At 65.3% G+C, this 16,718-nt stretch carries 18 protein-coding genes, 1 other RNA gene and 1 pseudogene; 12 read left to right on the forward strand and 8 right to left on the reverse strand.

Features of this window, described 5'->3' with window-relative positions; genetic code table 11:
* Positions 1–7: 7 nt before the first annotated feature.
* The 3 genes from DFQ13_RS29215 to DFQ13_RS33340 all read right to left on the reverse strand — a co-directional run bounded on the left by DFQ13_RS29215 (position 8) and on the right by DFQ13_RS33340 (position 3,348).
* The gene (locus DFQ13_RS29215) at positions 8–967 is read right to left on the reverse strand and encodes a fatty acid desaturase (protein WP_110082095.1); all 960 of its coding nucleotides are present in this window, start codon (positions 965–967) and stop codon (positions 8–10) included.
* Between the two features lie 67 nt (positions 968–1,034).
* The gene (locus DFQ13_RS29220) at positions 1,035–1,988 is read right to left on the reverse strand and encodes a hypothetical protein (protein ID WP_146241390.1); all 954 of its coding nucleotides are present in this window, start codon (positions 1,986–1,988) and stop codon (positions 1,035–1,037) included.
* A gap of 466 nt (positions 1,989–2,454) precedes the next feature.
* Positions 2,455–3,348 carry a hypothetical protein gene (locus DFQ13_RS33340; RefSeq protein WP_146241391.1) on the reverse strand — a complete coding sequence of 298 codons (894 nt, stop codon included), beginning with the start codon at positions 3,346–3,348 and terminating at the stop codon, positions 2,455–2,457.
* 519 nt (positions 3,349–3,867) lie between these two features.
* Here DFQ13_RS33340 and DFQ13_RS29225 point away from each other — a divergent pair.
* From DFQ13_RS29225 to DFQ13_RS36045, 9 genes and pseudogenes are all read left to right on the forward strand, one after another.
* The gene (locus DFQ13_RS29225) at positions 3,868–4,176 is read left to right on the forward strand and encodes a hypothetical protein (RefSeq protein WP_146241392.1); all 309 of its coding nucleotides are present in this window, start codon (positions 3,868–3,870) and stop codon (positions 4,174–4,176) included.
* Positions 4,177–4,431 (forward strand): hypothetical protein, encoded by a 255-nt coding sequence (locus DFQ13_RS29230; RefSeq protein ID WP_110082098.1) that lies wholly within the window; start codon positions 4,177–4,179, stop codon positions 4,429–4,431.
* A gap of 62 nt (positions 4,432–4,493) precedes the next feature.
* A complete protein-coding gene (locus DFQ13_RS34205) occupies positions 4,494–4,631 on the forward strand; it encodes a hypothetical protein (RefSeq protein ID WP_181400200.1) in 138 nt (45 codons plus the stop codon).
* Between the two features lie 32 nt (positions 4,632–4,663).
* Positions 4,664–4,837: a hypothetical protein gene (locus DFQ13_RS34210; protein ID WP_181400201.1), complete on the forward strand. Its 174-nt coding sequence runs from the start codon at positions 4,664–4,666 to the stop codon at positions 4,835–4,837.
* Between the two features lie 402 nt (positions 4,838–5,239).
* Complete coding sequence (locus DFQ13_RS29235) at positions 5,240–7,396, forward strand: type IV secretory system conjugative DNA transfer family protein (protein WP_146241393.1); 2,157 nt, start codon at positions 5,240–5,242, stop codon at positions 7,394–7,396.
* 103 nt (positions 7,397–7,499) lie between these two features.
* Entirely contained in the window at positions 7,500–8,300 is an 801-nt protein-coding gene (locus DFQ13_RS29240) for a replication-relaxation family protein (protein ID WP_110082100.1), read from the forward strand.
* Positions 8,297–9,319 (forward strand): DNA-methyltransferase, encoded by a 1,023-nt coding sequence (locus DFQ13_RS29245; RefSeq protein WP_233438625.1) that lies wholly within the window; start codon positions 8,297–8,299, stop codon positions 9,317–9,319. The genes DFQ13_RS29240 and DFQ13_RS29245 overlap by 4 nt, the downstream gene beginning before the upstream one ends.
* 83 nt (positions 9,320–9,402) lie before the next feature.
* A complete protein-coding gene (locus tag DFQ13_RS29250) occupies positions 9,403–9,714 on the forward strand; it encodes a hypothetical protein (protein WP_110082101.1) in 312 nt (103 codons plus the stop codon).
* 316 nt (positions 9,715–10,030) lie between these two features.
* A pseudogene (locus DFQ13_RS36045) lies at positions 10,031–11,035 on the forward strand (recombinase family protein); the annotation flags it as partial.
* A 216-nt stretch (positions 11,036–11,251) separates the two neighbouring features.
* Here DFQ13_RS36045 and DFQ13_RS29265 read toward each other — a convergent pair.
* Both DFQ13_RS29265 and ssrA read right to left on the reverse strand, forming a co-directional pair.
* Positions 11,252–11,545 (reverse strand): hypothetical protein, encoded by a 294-nt coding sequence (locus DFQ13_RS29265; RefSeq protein ID WP_146241394.1) that lies wholly within the window; start codon positions 11,543–11,545, stop codon positions 11,252–11,254.
* A 151-nt stretch (positions 11,546–11,696) separates the two neighbouring features.
* Positions 11,697–12,070, reverse strand: a transfer-messenger RNA (tmRNA) gene (gene ssrA / locus DFQ13_RS29270).
* 209 nt (positions 12,071–12,279) lie between these two features.
* Between ssrA and DFQ13_RS29275 the strand changes: the two genes are divergently transcribed.
* From DFQ13_RS29275 to DFQ13_RS29285, 3 genes are read left to right on the forward strand one after another with little or no spacing between them, the layout of a single operon-like run.
* Positions 12,280–12,894 carry a sensor domain-containing protein gene (locus DFQ13_RS29275; RefSeq protein ID WP_233438627.1) on the forward strand — a complete coding sequence of 205 codons (615 nt, stop codon included), beginning with the start codon at positions 12,280–12,282 and terminating at the stop codon, positions 12,892–12,894.
* On the forward strand, positions 12,891–14,006 hold the full coding sequence (locus DFQ13_RS29280; RefSeq protein WP_035287628.1) for a sensor histidine kinase: 1,116 nt from the start codon (positions 12,891–12,893) through the stop codon (positions 14,004–14,006). The genes DFQ13_RS29275 and DFQ13_RS29280 overlap by 4 nt, the downstream gene beginning before the upstream one ends.
* 26 nt (positions 14,007–14,032) lie before the next feature.
* A complete protein-coding gene (locus tag DFQ13_RS29285; protein WP_035287642.1) occupies positions 14,033–14,677 on the forward strand; it encodes a response regulator transcription factor in 645 nt (214 codons plus the stop codon).
* A 332-nt stretch (positions 14,678–15,009) separates the two neighbouring features.
* Here the strand turns inward: DFQ13_RS29285 and DFQ13_RS29290 are convergent, their stop codons facing one another.
* The 3 genes from DFQ13_RS29290 to DFQ13_RS29300 are packed head-to-tail and all read right to left on the reverse strand — an operon-like array spanning position 15,010 to position 16,660.
* Entirely contained in the window at positions 15,010–15,489 is a 480-nt protein-coding gene (locus DFQ13_RS29290; protein ID WP_084175774.1) for a SixA phosphatase family protein, read from the reverse strand.
* A gap of 40 nt (positions 15,490–15,529) precedes the next feature.
* Positions 15,530–16,153 (reverse strand): DedA family protein, encoded by a 624-nt coding sequence (locus DFQ13_RS29295; RefSeq protein WP_407643229.1) that lies wholly within the window; start codon positions 16,151–16,153, stop codon positions 15,530–15,532.
* Positions 16,154–16,162: 9 nt separating this feature from the next.
* Positions 16,163–16,660 carry a DUF2127 domain-containing protein gene (locus DFQ13_RS29300; protein ID WP_110082104.1) on the reverse strand — a complete coding sequence of 166 codons (498 nt, stop codon included), beginning with the start codon at positions 16,658–16,660 and terminating at the stop codon, positions 16,163–16,165.
* Positions 16,661–16,718 lie beyond the last annotated feature (58 nt).

Here is a 16,718-nt window from a genome sequence, read left to right on the forward strand (position 1 = left end):
GACCAAATCATGGGTCGTCGATCATTCGGCGGCGCGTCTTTACATTCTTACCATAGCATTCTTGATCTTCTTTGATCAACCTACCATGCAGAGCTTTCAACGAATGGTGAGGGACGCCGGGCCAGAGATGGTGGACGGTGTGGTAACCATCGCCGTGGGGGTGGAATAATATTCGGTGCATTATTCCGATATTGGAGATGGTGGCACCGAATATTGTATCCGCCTTGGTGTATCTATGCTCGGCGGATTCTCCCGCCAGTCTCAAAATGGGAAGAAAAAGTCCGTATGCGAGAAGCCATGCGGCGAAGGAGGTCAGGGCAAATCGAGTATCGGTAACTCTCGAAAAGATTGTAAGAAAAATCACGGCTGCCCACAACAGCGGAAAAAGCAGGTAGGCTGGATTGCTAAGGAAAGATTTGAACCAGCCAATCTGGTACTTTGGAAGCAGTCGGATTATCCCCAGCCAGTACGCGCCGTACGAACTCCGGTCAAGTTTGTCCAAACCCAATTCCGCGTACCGTTGTCGGTCGGGATCTTGCCGTGTGGCGAACTTGCCGTGATGCAGGAGGTGGCTTTGGCGGTAGTCGCTAATTCGTGTACCGGTAGGGATAGCTGCAAACAATGTTGCCGATATGTCATTGGCTCTGCGATTTGTGCGCGACCAGTTGAAGTGTGACGCATCATGTACGAGACATTCCAAAGCTCGAAGTTGCCTCGCACATGCAAGTACAAAGATGAGACTGAGTGGCAGCGACAAGGCCAGAGGGAGCAGCGTCCATGTTGCGGAAGCAAACGCGGCAAACGCGACAACCCCCATGAGGTCGAGCAAGGCGGTCAGCGTTGACCGTGTCAAATTAGTCACATGTGCCGCTGCGATTATATTGCGGAGTTTATTGGGTGCCGAGTATCCGCGTTTGTAAGGTTTTTTGGCAAAGAGGGTTTGTTGATCTAGCCTGTCAGAAGACATAGGTATACCCTTCGGTGAATTGTTTACTTAATGCGAATGCTCAGAATGTGAAGTACTTAGAAACGCTTCATTGTTGCCAGTGAACTCCGTAACTCAAATTGGGCTTCAACCCATGAAACTCGGTGGCAATCTCACCGAGGCGGTCCGGGTCGAGCTGTTCACGAGGTGTGGCGCTGTCGGCGCTGGCGAAGCGTGGCACTCCATCGACACGCCAAACTGTCTGCGGTGGGTTCGCGGGGTCGAACTTGACGCGGAGGTAGAAGTGGGCGACAGGCAGCAGTGGGGCCATCTCGTAGTACGGGGACATGTACTCGCGCGGGTAGGAGCTGGCTTCAACGCTGTAGTCGTGGGGGTCGCCGAGGTTGAGAGTGTGTGGGAGCCGGACGGTGAACTTGGCGTACTCGGTGGCGGCCCGGTCTTCGGCCACCAGCTCCCCGCCGTAGAGCACCGCGGCTTCGATGCGGTGCGGACCGTTGTAGTCGGCGGGACGCGGGGCGCTGAAGTAGAAGTCGATGTCGCGGACACCGTCAACGGTGGCGATGATGCGCCGCTCTTCCCGGATTACCGGTACGTCGCGGTCAACGAACAGTGTGGTGCGGATGGTGTGGTTGTACCAACCGCTGGGAGCGAACGGGCTGGCACCGTCCCGAGTCATCTCGTCAATGAGTTCGGCGAGCATTCGGAAGGCCGAGTCAACGCGGCGGATCGCGGTCTTGGGGTCACGCCCGAGGGAAGCGGCAAGCCAAGCAACACGGTCCTCCAACGTCGACCCGTGGGCGCTGGGGTGCAGGTTCAGGGCAACCCGAGCGGCCAGCTTGCGGTCTTCGTCCAGCTCTTCGCACAGCTCGGTGAGCTTGAGGATGACGGCTCGACGCACGGTGAAGGCCGGATCGGCGTCAGTGATGCCACACAACCGGCGCAGGCGAGGCCCCACTCTGCCGCGTAGGTCGTCCGTGGCCAGGCCACGACCTTTGCGCAGTTCTTGTAGCTCCTTGACGGCGGTGCTGTCAGACGGTGCCATGCCTGCTCCATGTCGCCTGGGTGGCTGGTCGCCTCCTCAGCTTCGCAGCAGACAAGGCTTTGTCCAAGACGCCTGGGAGGACAGCAGTACAAACTAGCGACAGCCAGGACAAAAAGTAGACAGTTGATGATGAGCGAGACTTGCAAGGTTGGTATAAGTATTTTACTATGGCATATGAATGGAAAATGAAATACGTCTAACCCCCATGCCGCTTGTCGACGCGCTAGGCCAAGAGGCGACTCCAGGGGAAATCCTTGGTTTGATGCGACTTATGCGAGCCAATCCGGCCTTTTTTGGTATAGACCCGATTACAACGGAGTTTGAGTCCGCGCTACGCGAATTGCCAGTAGCGTACCCAGAGAAAGCCTCCGATTTTATTGATATGTTAAACCGCAGCGAAGACGAACAAGATCGAGAGGCTGTGAGTCGCTACTTCGTCGAGCCACCTGCAAGCCACTAGCACTGGTTAGCCAGAAGCCATACGGATTCCTTGAGCTTTGACGGCCGCTACAAAACTTTCTTTGATTGGGTGCTGTTGGGCAAGCAGTCGAAGCTTATATGCCAACTCTGCGGGTAGTTCACCCTTCCATCCTGCCAGGGCGATTAGCCGAGCAGCGGTGTATTCCGCCTCACCCATGAGGATTCGCTCCCCATATTCCGAGATGTAGTCTTGTATACCATTCATCGTTCGCGCAAGTTGCCATAGTGCGGCCATACGCGCCTCTTCCAGTTTCTCTGCGTTGTACTCATTTTCTGGCCATGTCTTGTGGCGTTGTATAGCAAGCATTTCAGCGCGAAGGCCGTAAACATATTCCCATAGTCTCGATATGCGCTCTTCATGTAAAATCCGGTCGCGCGATGAAATGTCTTTCTCGGAGATGCTTGGCGTGTCGCCCGATATTTCTTGACGTGGTGGGACCTCGCGGTTGCGTGGCACATAATTCAGGCTATCTTCTCGTAGTTGCCGTGCAAGTTGCTTAAGAATCTTTGGAACAATATCTGTTCTAAAGTACGCCTCGTTGTAGCCAATGGTGCGAGCGGCTTCATCTCGACGGTCAGTCATGTTGGCCCTCCTCGAACCTGCGGCCAGTCCGAAGATTATTTTGGCGCCAAGCGACCAGTCTCTGCCCTTTGTGTCAGCAGGTATTCTCTCAATCTCTTGCTTAAGTAGTTGGTTTAATGCTTTTACTCGACTTGTCATATCCTCGGCATCAACGGCACGAGCCCATACGCCACGCAATCCTATAAGGTTAACGCTGGCAGTCTCTTCAGTAGCAGGTAGACCTCCAACAACAAGGTCACGCAGATCTGCGGCCAGTTTCTCCAATGCCGGTGGCCTGTCAAAAGTGGGTATGGCCATAACTAGACCTCTCCTGCCATGGGTGACGACCCACAAGTTTTCCACAGTCCAGCAGCCTTACAACCCACACCCCACCGTAGTTTTCTACTCCTTGCCCGGCCGCAGACATGCAGGCCCGACAAGGAAGGGAGTGACATGGGTTCCCACCCGTTCTGGTGGCTGTTCCTGCTGGGCCGGGTGTGATGGACGACGGCAGGCACGGGTTCCTAGGCGCGTAGCCTGCCGCCGCCTCCACCACACCCACGGGTAGTGCACCCGTGTGTGCCCTACCAGGCTAGCCGTCGGGACATGTTCTCGACAGGAGTTGCCGACAGAACACCCGGATGCCCCTTGTGGTGTCCGGGTGTTCTGTTTTTGCCGTGAAGGGCGCTACGAGCACAACGTCTGTGTAAGCCGATCTTCTCTCATTGCACCCTGACTAGAGCCTTTGCACGAAAACTTGTCTTTCGTCTGTGGTGCAGAACTTCTACGTTGAACTGTTGGCTGCTTGGTAGGTCGAACAACACCAAGGAGGCAACCATGTCCCACCTCCCCGAACGCCGTACATCGGCGCTATCGGCAGTGAACTACCCCCGCAGTACCGCCCGCATCCAGCGGGCCGTCCAGCACGACGTGGCCGTTGAGCAAGGCCGAGCCATCGTGGCGGCAGCCAGGACGCAGGCCGTGGAGTACGTCGGTCACTCGGCGCTGCGGGCCGTTGAGGGTCTGACCGAGATGGAGGCGCAGGCGCTCCAGCGCACCCCGTTGGGGGATGCGCGCTACAAGGCCATCGTCGATACGGCCACCTCCGCGCTGGCGCGGATCGTGGCCGAGACCGGGCGGGACTAGATGGCCTGGCTGCTGGTGATACTGGTGGCATCCGCGGTGGGCGTGCTCGTCTGGCTGGGCTACCGGCTGGCCAAGGACGAGATGGCGGCCGAACGCGCCAGTGTGGAGACCGAGCGCCAGGTGCTCGACGCCGAGTGGCGGGCGTTGGAGCAGACCCGCCAAATCAACGACGTGTTCTTCACGGCGCGGGACCAGCTGCGCCGGGCGGAACGCGACACCAATCACCCCACCATCGTTGAGGGTGACTGGTCATAGGCCGTTGGCTGTTTCGCCGTGATGACGCACCCCGGCCGCCGTTGCTTGGGCGGCTGCTCGGTATGGCGGTCGGGGTGCTCATGGTGTTGGTGGTGGTCAGCGAGACCACCAAGGTTGTGGCGGTGTTGGTGCCCGTCGTGATCCCGGCCATCTTCTTGGCCGGGGTGTACCGCTGGTTGTTCAGCGGCTTTCGCAAGTAGATCGACAGCAGGAAGGAGGGCTATGTCCCCACATGCCCAGAAAAACCCGGCGCCGGTTGGTCGGCGGCAAGCGGGAGGACGCCGAGCAGCGCGAGCGTGAGCAGGCGCTCCGCGAACTGGAAGCCGAGCTGCGCCGAGAGGCGCGTTCGCCTGGCAGCTCATCAGAGGTTGAGGGCTACCGTTCGGTGTTGTTGTTCGAGCGATAGCCCTTGTCAAAGAAACATAGTTGACAGATAGTAAAGAAGCGAGCCGGGTAGGCGTCAGCACCAGCGGAACAATCTTCGACAACGGTTCCAGCTGTGCGTGCCCGCTTACTTCGGCTCGCTTCAATAAATAGTTGCGCTCGAATTGAGCGACCGTCTCATTACACACCTTGTACCCATGTTTGTCAATTCATGGGGTAAGGGGGTGTGTCTTCGTGGTCTCTTAGCTTCGAGCGAGAAGGGAGAACGCATGTATGAGTAGTGGTTCTTTTCGGCCGGTGGTCGTGACCGGTCAGCAGCGGGCACACCCGGCGATCCGGCGACTGGCGCGAGTCTGCATCGCGCTAGTGCGCTGGCAGCGCCAAGAGGCCGCCACACCCGGCGAGACTGGATCGGGGGTGCACCGTGCCTGATGTGACGTGGTTTGAACTTGCGCCACCACCCGCGCTCAAGTTGGCCGACGTTACGGCGCTGGTGCGTGTGCTGGCCGGTCGGCCACACGTTGGATTGCGCCGATTGCAGGCGCCGGTGGTATTTGAGATGTGGCTGTACCCGGATGACGTGCGCTGGCTGGTCGGCTGCGATGAGTCGTTGGCCGCGCGGTTGCCGAGTGAGCTGGCGGCCCAGGTCGGCGGGCTGGGGGTGGTGCCGGTCAAGCGGCCGAGCCGTCCGTTGCCGGTGACAGGACGGGAGCTGCGGCTGTCAACGGCGGGGGCATCGCTGCGGCAGGACACCGCCGCCGCGGTGACGGCAGGCGTCTTGGCCGCGCAAAAGCAGCTCCACGCTAGTGAGGCGGTGGTAGTGCAGTGGGTGATTGGACCGAGTCAGCGCATGTCGCGTCAGCCCGTGGAGTGGACGCCCCTGGAGTACTTGGGCTTCGTCAAAGCGCCGCAACCGGATACCGGTCAACGGGCTGCCTTCCGGCAAAAGCTTGACGAACCGCTGTTCGGTGCTCGCGGGCGGCTTGGTGCCGCCGCAGCCGATCTTCGTCGCGCAGCTGCCGTGATGAGTCCGGTAGCGGCGGCCCTCGGGCTCAGCTCGACTGACCGAGTACGGGTAACGGCCGGACTGCAAACCCGGCGCATCGCTGAACAGCTTCACGCGGCTCTCGGTCGTCGGCGCACCTGGTCGTCGATCGCCAACGCTCGCGAGCTAGCGACGCTGTTGGCCTTCCCTGTCGAGGGCGTGCCGGTGCCGGGTGAGCGCCCTGGCCTAACGGTGCCGCCGGATGGTGTGGTCGTCGTGCGTAAGCGCACGCAGTTGATCCTTGGGACAAGTCCGCACCCGCGTCGGCGCGGCCAGTTGGTCGGCATCCCGAGCGAGAGCACCAGCAAGCACACCCTGGTAACGGGGCCGAGCGGGTCAGGAAAGTCGGTACTGCTCGCCCATTGGGCAGCGGCTTGGTTGTCGGTGAGGCGTTCGTTGATCTTGATCGAACCCAAGGGCGACCTGGTCCGCGACGTCCTCAGCGTGGTCAGCCCCGGTCGCCGCGACGACGTGGTGTTACTTCAGCCCAGCAACGACGACACGCGGCCGGTGACCGGCTTCAATCCGTTGGCCGGTGATGCCGCAGATGCCGAGCGTCGGGCTGACGCGGTGCTGCATCAGTTCGTGTCGGTCTTCGGCGGTGCCATCGGGCCCAGGAGTGCTGACACTCTCTGGCATGCCGTGCTCGCTATCGCCAAATTGGATGACGGCAGCTTGCCAGACGTGGCGCCGTTTCTGACCGATGCCGGATTCCGGCGACGAGTCCTGGCGCAAGTTGCCGACCCGCTGGTACTTGGGCCGTGGGCGGCTGGCTTCGATGGACTCACTGAACCGGAGCAGATGCGGGTAGTAGGCCCGGTACTCAACAAGCTCCGCGCCTTCAACCGATCGTCGCTTCGCCGGATGCTGGGTCAGTCTGCCAGCGCCTTCTCGCTGGAGGACGCCTTCCGCACACCCAAGATCGTGCTGGTGGCGGCCAACGCCGGTCTGAACGGCCAGGAGGCCAGCCGTCTCTTGGGCGGACTGCTGCTGAGCCAGTGCTGGGGCGTCATCCAGCGCCAGGCCGCCGTGCCGATGGCCAAGCGTCGGCCGGTCATGGTGATGGTTGACGAGCTGAGCGACTTCACGGCTGGGTTGGATGTGGCTGAGCTGTTGCAGAAGGCGCGCAGCGCGAACGTGTCGTTCGTGGCAGCGCATCAGCACCTGGGCCAGTTCAGCCGGGAGTTGCGAGCGGCGATGGCCGCTAACGCCAGGAACCGCGTCACCTTCCGGCCGTCGATCGACGATGCCAAGGCGCTGGGCGAGTTGTTCGGCGTGCCGAGCGAAACCCTGCTCGGCCTCGACGGCTTCCGTGCGGTGGCCTCGGTCTTGGTCGGCAACCGGCCAAGCTCGGCCTTCGAGATACAGACCTTGCCGCCACCCACGCCGGTCAGCGACCCGGAGACGGTGGCGCTGGCCAGCCTCAACCGCTACGGCCGTCTCCCCACTGAAGTCGATGCCGCTCTACTCGCACGCTGGCAAGGCACAGCGACCGCCTCCCCGGTGGGTCGCAAGAAGCGCGGAGGTGCCGCGTGACCGCTGCCGCTCGCCCTACCCATCGCCTCAAGTGGGCAACGCCCCCACGTGCGACTTCAAGCGGATACGACCGCCGACACTCCACTCCTAACGGAGGTGGAGCATGAGCGCGCGGGCCCGGCGCGTCCGCCAACAGCTCGGCGAACGTGATCTCGAACTGCTGCATACCTTGGCCAACCTGCGCCTGATGACCGGCCAGCAGATTCGGCGACTCCTACACCCAGACGGCAACCGCGTCACCCAAGCCCGCAAGGTCCGCGCGCTGCTGGTGCGGCTGGCGGAACTGGGCGTGGTGGTGCGACTCGCTCGCCGGGTCGGTGGCATCTACGCCGGGAGTGAGGGTCACGTCATCGGGCTCAGCGGCCTCGGTCACGCCGTACTGGCGGTCGGCACTGAGCGCGCCGGGCAGCGTCACCGGGGCGTCAGCGACACCAAGCTGGCGTTCCAAGAGCACGTCCTCCAGGTAAGCGAGCTGTTCGTGTCGCTCAAAGAACGCGAACTGACAGGCCATGCTGAGCTGCTGGTCTTCGACGGTGAACCGGCCGCTTGGCGGCGCTTCAGCGGCTACGGCGGGGGCAGCCGCATCCTCAAACCGGACGCCTTCCTGCGCTTGGGCATCGGGGACGTCGAGCTGCACGCCTTCGCCGAGATGGACTTGGCGACCGAGAGCGGCCCCACACTGGCCCGCAAGCTCAGCGTCTACGTCGACTACTGGCGCAGCGGCGCAGAGCAGGCCGAGCACGGCATCTTCCCAGAGGTGTGGTGGCTCGTGCCCGACAGCCGGAGGGCGGCAGTGCTGTCCCGACTGATCGGGCGGCTTCCCGCCGACGCCCGCGACCTATTCGTGGTCGCTCTGATCGAGCAGGCCGCAGACCAACTCACCACGGAAGGAGGTAACTCGTGACCACCCTGCTCACCAACCGGACCATCATCGGCGACGTACGCACCAAGCTGGCCGAGCTGCCGGACGCCGCGGTGGACACCATCATCACCAGTCCGCCGTACTGGGCTTTGCGTGACTACGGTCACAACGGGCAGATCGGTGCGGAAGCCGACGTGGACAGCTGGGCGGACGAAATTGCCACCATCTGCGCCGAGCTTCGGCGGGTGCTGGTGCCCGGTGGCAGTCTGTGGCTCAACCTCGGTGACTCCTATGCCCGCACTCCGAAGGACGGCGCTAGTAAGAAGAGCTTGTTGCTGGCGCCGCAGAGGGTTGCCCTGCGATTGACCCGGGAAGGCTGGTTGCTGCGTAACCAGGCGATCTGGTCGAAGACGAACCCGATGCCGTCGAGCGTCACCGACCGCCTGACGACTACCCACGAGTTCGTCTACTTCTTCACCAAGCAGCCCGATTACTACTTCGACCTTGACGCCATCCGCGAGCCGTCCGCCGCCACCGTCAAGCCAGGCAAGACCACGGCGGCCGTCTACCCACCGCGCAATGCCGTGCCCAACCTCGGCGGCGGTACCAGCCCGCGCATCGACCTCAACCAGGGACTGTCCGCCATGAAAGCCAGCGGCACTGGCAGTCACCCGTTGGGCAAGAACCCCGGCGATGTCTGGCGGCTGGCCACCGCCAGTTACAGAGGCGCGCACTTCGCCACCTTTCCAGTCGACCTGGTACGGCGACCATTGCTCTCAACCTGCCCAGAGCGTGTCTGCACCGAGTGCGGGCGGGCGTGGCGACGAACCAAGCAACACCGCAACGGACGCTGGCTGGCTACCGGGCCGCTACGAGCCGACTGCCCGCACCAGGACTGGCGGCGCGGCATCGTGCTGGACCCGTTCCTGGGTTCCGGCACGGTGGCGGTCGCCGCTGAACGGTATGGCCGCGACTGGGTAGGGATTGAGCTGAACCCGACCTACGCCGAGCTGGCCAAGCAGCGGATTGCAGATGCACGGCAAAGGCAAGCCGCCAGCTAAGGCAAGGGCCGCCGTCCCCGGTGGCCTGGGGCTGCCCACATGCCCGTGGGCGGTCCCACCACACCGAGGAAGGAGACAACGACGTGACGAACGCCAACAGCGTCAAGACGCTGGGTATCCGCTTGCCCAACGAGCTGCACGCCCAGTTCGCTCTGGTTGCCCAGCTCGACAAGCTCAACCTGTCGGACGCGGTCCTCAAGGCCGTTGAGCTGTACGTCGAGACCAAGCGGTCCGAGCCGGACTTCGCCGCGCGGGCTGCGGCGGTGCTGGACGAGATCGAGCGCGAGGCCGCCGCCCGGCGGTCGGCGATCGAGGGCCTGTTCGGCGGCGTACCCACCGCCGAGCCGGACACCAAGCCCGGCACCAACCGTGCCCGTAAGGCCCAGGGCGAGTAACGAAGTCTCCCCTTGCCGGGGTGGTGGGTGGCAGTCACATGCCGTCCACCACCCCACTCTTCCACTACAAGGACAGGATTGCCTTTCTTGGCATATTCAGGAAAGGCTGAGAAAATAATAGGAGGAACAAAGTGTATGTCACCAGCCAGGCGGCCGGAATGGGAGGTGCGAGCTTACGGCTCTCAACTCAGTGAGATCGACACAGATCTCATGGCGCAGATTGTCGTCATGCTAGGCCGCGAACTGCTGGAACGTGAACAGCAAACGAAGAAGGGAGATTATTATGAGCAAGACAACTCTTAATGCCGATACCGTGATGTCAGCGGCGCGCAAGCCGGTCAAACGGGCCGTGCTCTACCTGCGGGTGTCCACGCCCGGACAGGTGCACACCGACTACGACCCGGAGGGCATCTCCATCCCAGCTCAGAGGCAGGCGGGCAAGATCAAGGCCGACAGCCTCGGTGCTCAGGTTGTCAAGGAGTTCGTCGAGCCGGGCCGCACCGCGACCAGCATCGACAAGCGTCCGACCTTCAAGGAGATGATCGCGTGGGTTAAGCTGCAAAAGGACATCGACTACGTCATTGTCTACCACTTCAACCGGGTCTTCCGAAACAGTGTCGACGCCGGGCTAACCAAGCGTGACCTCAAGAAGGTCGGCACCCGAATCGTCTCAACCGTGCTCGACATGGGAGAGAGCCCCGAAAGCTCGATGGTGGAAACCATCCTCCACGCCGTCGACCAGTACCAGTCCGAAGCCAGCGGCGCTGACATCCGCTACAAGATGAGTCAGAAGATCAAAAATGGTGGCACCATCGGTCTGGCACCGCTGGGCTACAGCAACGTCCGTGAGGCCAAGCCGGAAGGCGGCGAGATCCGCACGGTCACTGTCGACCCGGAGCGCGGCCCACTCATTGCCAAGGGCATCGAGCTATTTGCCACCGGTCAGTACACAGCGCAAGAAGCGCTCGAACAGATCAACAACGCTGGCCTGCGCACTCGCGGTGACCGGCGCCGCACACCCAAGCCGCTGTCGCTGAGCCAGTTCTACGAGATCCTGGGCGACCGCTACTACTGCGGCTTCGTTTCCTACGACGACGTCGAGTACCCCGGCCGCCACCAAGCCCTCATCACGGAAGAGACCTACCAGCGGGTCCAGCGCGTGCTTGCCCTACGCGGCGGAGGGGGTACCCGCCAACGCCAGCACAACCATTGGCTCAAAGGCATCATCTGGTGCCACCGTTGTGGCGACCGGCTCGTCATCGCTCCTGGTCGTGGCAACGGCGGCACCTACTTCTACTATCTGTGCAGAGGCAGGCAGAAGCGCGTCTGCGATCTGCCGTACCTGGCAGTCGACAAGGTCGAGAAGGCCGTTGACCGACACCTTGGCACCGTCCGGCTCCGCGACGACTTCCAGGTTGCAGTCCGCCGCCAGCTCGATGACACCCTGCTCACCGAGCAAGGTCACCTCTCCAGCCTGAAGAAGCAGCTTCGCACCCGCCTTGACCAGCTCGACACCAAGGAAGACAACCTGCTCGAACTACTTGGTGACCCGGACTGGCCCCGAGCCAAGATCAAGCACAAGCTCAACACCATCGAGCGCGAGCGCGTCGACATCCAGTCCCAGCTCACCGACACCACCAACAAGCTCGAAGAAGGCCGCCAGTTCTTCGGGGCCGCCCTGACCCTGCTCGCCGACCCCCAAGGCTTCCACCGCCGAGGCAGTGACGCCGTCAAGCGAGCCGTCACCAAAGTCATCTTCCACAAGCTGCACATCGACGCTGAGGACGTCGCTGGCCATACCCTGACCGACGGCATCCACGGCCTCGTCCAAGCAGGCACCACAGCCGGACACCCCAGCTCAACCCCCACCGACAACGAACATGGCTCCGTCCTCGATGAGGACGGAGCCATGTCTGATCTAGCTACCGACGTCGATCTGCTCTCGGTGGTCCTTGCGGACCACGGTTCGAGTAGAGCGGCGATGGTGGAGGTGCCGGGAATCGAACCCGGGTCCTCTGTCGTTTCAACAGGGCTTCTCCGTGCGCAGTTCGCATTGTCTCTACTCGGCCCCACTGGTCACGCGAACAAGCCAGTGTGACGGGCCCAGTCACTGTGAGCTTCCCGTTCAGGCCCCGTGACCGGGACTGGCGGTGAGCCTCCTGGCTGATGCCGGCGACCGGGACGGAGGCACTCCCGGGCCGACAGACTCACACTCGCTTAGGCAGCGAGGGCGAAGTCAGCGCGACTGTTAGTCTTGGCGCTTATTGGTTTGCGGGCGACGCTTGAGGTGGTCAATCCCGCCTGCACCTGCACGCTTCTCCTGAATCCACGGCCAGAGTCGAAACCGTTCACCCCCTGGGTGTTGACGTTGCTCCGCCCATCCTAACGCCCCGCGGCCCCGGTTTCATCCCGGTTCCCCCCACGGGTCTTCCCCGGGCCCGCGGGAGGCGCCCGGACGGGGGTGGGGACAGCCCCACCCCGGACCCGCCTGCGCTCCCCATCGACCCCGCCGCCGGGTCCCGAGATGCTGGGGCCATGACATCAGCAGCCGCGACACCGGCAACCGTGACACCAGCAGCGGTTCCCCGGCCCTCGGTGGTCGGGTCCCTGGGGTTCCTGACCATGAACCTCGCCGTCGGCATCATCGGGTTCACCGTGGTGGTGACCCTGTTCGCGGTGGGGGTGGGCACGGCGGTCGTGTGGGTGGGGTTGCCGGTGCTGGCGCTGGCGATCCTGCTCTCGCGCGGTGGGGCGCGGTTGGAGCGGGCGCGGGTGTACGCGATGCTCGACACGCACATCGACCTGCCCTACTCGGCCCTGCCGGAGGAGAACCGGTGGCGGGCGCGGGTCAAGGACGTCAACACCTACCGGGACGCCCTGTACTTCCTGCTCATGCTGCCGGTGGGGATCGCGGAGTTCACCGTGGTGGTCACGCTGTGGTCGACCAGCCTCGGGCTGGTCTTCCTGCCCCTGTTCTACCGGTGGCTGCCGGAGGGCGAGTTCCGGGTGTTCGACTGGGACCGGCCCTGGGTCGTGGTGGACTCCATCCCGGACGCGGTGCCGTTCGCGCTGGCGGGGGTGGTCCTGCTGGGTCTGACGGTCCTGGTGACCCGGGGTCTGGGTCGGGCGCACGCCCGGTTCGCCCGCGCGCTGCTCGGGCCCGCCCGGAGCCTGGCGTGAACCGCCGGTACCCGAACCCGGCGAAGGCGATCCTGTACCTGATCGGCCTGTTCCCGCTGGGCCTGACCGCCTTCATCACGACCGTGGTGCTGGTCGCGGTGGGCGTCGGCACGGTCGTCGTGTGGGTCGGGGTGGCCGTGCTGGTGGGGGCGGCGGTGGCGGCGCGGGCGTTCGGGAACGCGCACCGGGCCTGGGCGCAAGCGCTTGCCGACGTGGAGCTGCCCGCCCGGCCGCTGCTGCCCAAGACCGACGCCGGGGTGCTGCGGCAGTGGCGGGAGCTGCTGACCGAGCGGCGGACCTGGCGCGACCTGGCCTTCGTGCTGGTGGCCTTCCCGATCTCGGTGTTCTGCTTCGCCGTCGGCGTCGTCAGCATCCCGCTGGTGCCGCTGGCCTTCCTGGTCGCGCCGAGGGTGGCCTGGCTGCACGCGCGGTTCGCGGTGGCCGTCCTCGGACCGGACCGGACCGCCGAGCAGTCCGCCAGGGCCGACCGGCTCCAGGCGTCGCGGGCCAGGGGGGTCGACGCCGCGGAGGCGGAGCGGCGGCGGATCGAGCGGGACCTGCACGACGGGGCGCAGCAGCGGCTGGTCGCGGTGGCCATGGGGCTGGGTCGGGCCAAGGGCAAGTTCGACGCCGACCCGGACGCGGCCAGGACGCTGATCGAGGAGGCGCACGCCGACGCCAAGCTGGCCGTCGCGGAGCTGCGGGACCTGGCGCGGGGGATCTACCCGGCGGTGCTCGGGGACCGGGGGCTCGACGCGGCGCTGTCGTCGCTGGCGGCGCGGTCGCCGGTGCCGGTGGAGGTCACCGTGGCCGTCGACCCCCGCCCGCCCGCCGCGGTGGAGAGCACGGCGTACTTCATCGTCGGGGAGTGCCTGACCAACATCGCCAAGCACGCGAACGCGCGCCTGGTGGCGGTCAAGGTCTGGCGCACCCCGGCCGACCAGGTGGTCGTCGAGGTCACCGACGACGGCGTGGGCGGGGCGACCGTGCGCGCGGGCGGCGGGCTCGCGGGCCTGGCCGACCGGGCCGCGACCATCGACGGGGTGATGACCGTGGTCAGCCCGCTCGGCGGCCCGACCGTCGTCCGGGCGGACCTGCCGTGCGCGTGGTGACACCGCCCGGTGACACCATGACCGGCATGCGCGTCGTGATCGCCGAGGACTCCGTCCTGCTCCGGGTCGGGGTCACCCGCCTGCTCGCCGACGAGGGCATCGAGACCGTCGCCGCCGTCGAGGACGGCTCCGGCCTGCTCGACGCGGTCCTCGAACACCGGCCCGACCTGGCGATCGTCGACGTGCGGATGCCGCCGACGTTCACCGACGAGGGGCTGCGCGCGGCCCTGGGGGCGCGGGAGCGGGTGCCGGGGCTGCCGGTGCTGGTGCTCTCGCAGTACGTCGAGGAGCGCTACGCCGTCGAACTGCTGGCGGCGGGCACCGGCGGGGTCGGCTACCTGCTCAAGGAGCGGGTGGCCGACGTCGCCGAGTTCGTGGACGCGGTGCGCCGGGTCGCCGGGGGCGGCACCAGCATCGACCAGGAGGTGATCGCGCAGCTCATGGCCCGAGGACGCCGCAACCCGGTCGACGCGCTGACCCCGCGCGAGCGCGAGGTGCTGGGGCTGATGGCCCAGGGCCTGTCGAACGCGGCCATCGCCCGCTCGCTGACGGTCTCCGACGGCGCGGTGGAGAAGCACGTGGGCAACATCTTCGCCAAGCTGAACCTGGAACCCAGCAGCGACGAGCACCGGCGGGTCCGCGCGGTGCTGACCTTCCTGGAACGCGCCTAGACCTGCTCGCGAAGCCGCTCGGCCACCCAGCCAACCGCAGCCCTGGCTGGCAACCGGCCGCCCGAACCTCATCGGCGCAGCCGCCGACCACCCGAAAACCGGCGGCCCGGCGAGCGAACTGCCCGGGTGGGTGGATGTGTTTGGCCGGGGGTGGCGATCATGTGACAGCCTGCCTGGGCGGTGGGGCATCTTTTCAGCCCCACCTGACGCACTGGAGCACATGATCGCCATAGGGGCCCCGGCCAAACACATCCACCCAGCCGGGCACCACCCACCAAAACCCCGGAACTTTGGGCCGGAACAGCAGCCGACCGCCGGATCGAGGAAACGCCCTAGTCCCCGCGCACCTTCTCGGTGGTGGTCAGCTCCGCCGCGCCCGGCGTGAGGTCGAAGCGGTCGCCGTCCCAGGTCAGCAGGGACAGGGTGGCGGTCTTGAGGACCGGGCGGGTGCCGCTGAGCGTGGCCACCACGTCCTCCAGGTCCGGGTTGTGCCCGATCAGCAGGACCGTCTCGGCCGACTGCGGCAGCGTGCCCAGCACCGCGAGGATCGAGTCCGGGCCCTCGCCGTAGAGCTGCTCGTCGTGCACGACCGTCGGGGCGCCGTCGAGTTCGGCGGCGACGATGTCCCAGGTCTGGCGGGTGCGGGTGGCGGGGGAGACCAGGGTGACGTCGACCGGGCCGACCTTCGCCGCCAGCCAGCGGCCCACCGCCGCGGCGTCCCGGCGGCCCCGGTCGGCCAGGGGCCTGCGGTAGTCGGGGACGCCCTCGGGCCACGCGGACTTCGCGTGCCGGAGGACCACCAGTCGGCGCATCGGGGCCACCTTCTTTCTCCTGCCCCCCATCGAACCAGCCCTACCCGCGTGCGCGTAACCGCTTGACGGTGAACCACACCACCGCCGCCGCGGCCAGCCCGATCACCAGGTACTCGAAGACGCTCGCGAACCCCTCCATCCGGTCCCAGTTCTCCCCGAGCAGGTACCCGGCGACCACGAACAGCGAGTTCCACAGCAGGCTGCCCGCCGTGGTCAGGGCGATGAACCGCCACAGCGGCATCCGGCTGACCCCGGCCGGGATGGAGATCAGGCTGCGGAACACCGGCAGCATCCGCCCGAAGAACACCGCCACCCCGCCGTGGCGCCGGAAGAACGCCTCGGTCCGGTCCACGTCGGACACCCGGAACAGCGGGATCTTCCCGGCGAGCGCGCGCAGCCGGTCGGTGCCCAGGCGCGCGCCCAGCCAGTACAGCGCCAGCGCGCCGACGACCGAGCCGAGCGTGGTGAAGAACAGGGCGCTGGCCAGCGAGATCCGCCCCTGACCAGCGGCGAAGCCCGCGAGCGGGAGGAACACCTCGCTGGGCAGCGGCGGGAACAGGTTCTCGGCCGCGATCAGCAGGCCCGCACCGGGCGCCCCCAGGACGTCCATGACGCCGAGCGCCCAGCCCGCCAGCCCGCCGGGCTCCGTCGTCGTCGACTGCACTCCCGTTCCTTACCCCACCGCGGGTGGTTCGGAAACCTCGCGGCGCAGGCGGCGGAACTCACACCACACCGCGACGACGACCAGCAGGTCCACCGCGGCGAAGGCGGCCAGCCCGATCGAGTCGGTGCGCACCGCCCGCAGCACCTCGTAGCCCACCAGGGCAAGCAGCACCACGCAGGCCACCGGGAACGCCGTCACCACCCGCCGCGACAGGGTGACGACCAGGCCGATCTTCACGACGCCGTGCAGCAGCAGGTACCAGACGGCGAAGCCGCGGGTGCCGCCCTCGGTGAGGTCCGCCGCGGCCCGCGACAGGTGGTGGGCCAGCACGCCCCGCTGGTCGCCGAGCAGGTCGCGGGTGATCACCGCGTTGGCCACCCCGGTGATCAGCGCGGGCGGGACGAGCAGCAGGACGAGCGCGCCCAGCAGTTGCAGCACCCCGTCGGCCCCCTTGACGACCACGGCCAGCCGGAACAGGAACCCGGACCGCTGCGCACGTCGACTCACGCCTACAGGATGCCCGGGTGGGTGCCCGTTTGTCCCGGTTCCACGGCGTCGGGTCCGC

Source organism: Actinokineospora spheciospongiae, assembly GCF_003182415.1.
Classification (GTDB): domain Bacteria; phylum Actinomycetota; class Actinomycetes; order Mycobacteriales; family Pseudonocardiaceae; genus Actinokineospora; species Actinokineospora spheciospongiae.

Coding starts and splice junctions, on each gene's coding strand:
- DFQ13_RS29215 (WP_110082095.1), bottom strand. CDS start 967: ATGTCTTCTGACAGGCTAGATCAACAAACCCTCTTTGCCAAAAAACCT.
- DFQ13_RS29220 (WP_146241390.1), bottom strand. CDS start 1,988: ATGGCACCGTCTGACAGCACCGCCGTCAAGGAGCTACAAGAACTGCGC.
- DFQ13_RS33340 (WP_146241391.1), bottom strand. CDS start 3,348: ATGGCCATACCCACTTTTGACAGGCCACCGGCATTGGAGAAACTGGCC.
- DFQ13_RS29225 (WP_146241392.1), top strand. CDS start 3,868: ATGTCCCACCTCCCCGAACGCCGTACATCGGCGCTATCGGCAGTGAAC.
- DFQ13_RS29230 (WP_110082098.1), top strand. CDS start 4,177: ATGGCCTGGCTGCTGGTGATACTGGTGGCATCCGCGGTGGGCGTGCTC.
- DFQ13_RS34205 (WP_181400200.1), top strand. CDS start 4,494: ATGGCGGTCGGGGTGCTCATGGTGTTGGTGGTGGTCAGCGAGACCACC.
- DFQ13_RS34210 (WP_181400201.1), top strand. CDS start 4,664: ATGCCCAGAAAAACCCGGCGCCGGTTGGTCGGCGGCAAGCGGGAGGAC.
- DFQ13_RS29240 (WP_110082100.1), top strand. CDS start 7,500: ATGAGCGCGCGGGCCCGGCGCGTCCGCCAACAGCTCGGCGAACGTGAT.
- DFQ13_RS29285 (WP_035287642.1), top strand. CDS start 14,033: ATGCGCGTCGTGATCGCCGAGGACTCCGTCCTGCTCCGGGTCGGGGTC.
- DFQ13_RS29290 (WP_084175774.1), bottom strand. CDS start 15,489: ATGCGCCGACTGGTGGTCCTCCGGCACGCGAAGTCCGCGTGGCCCGAG.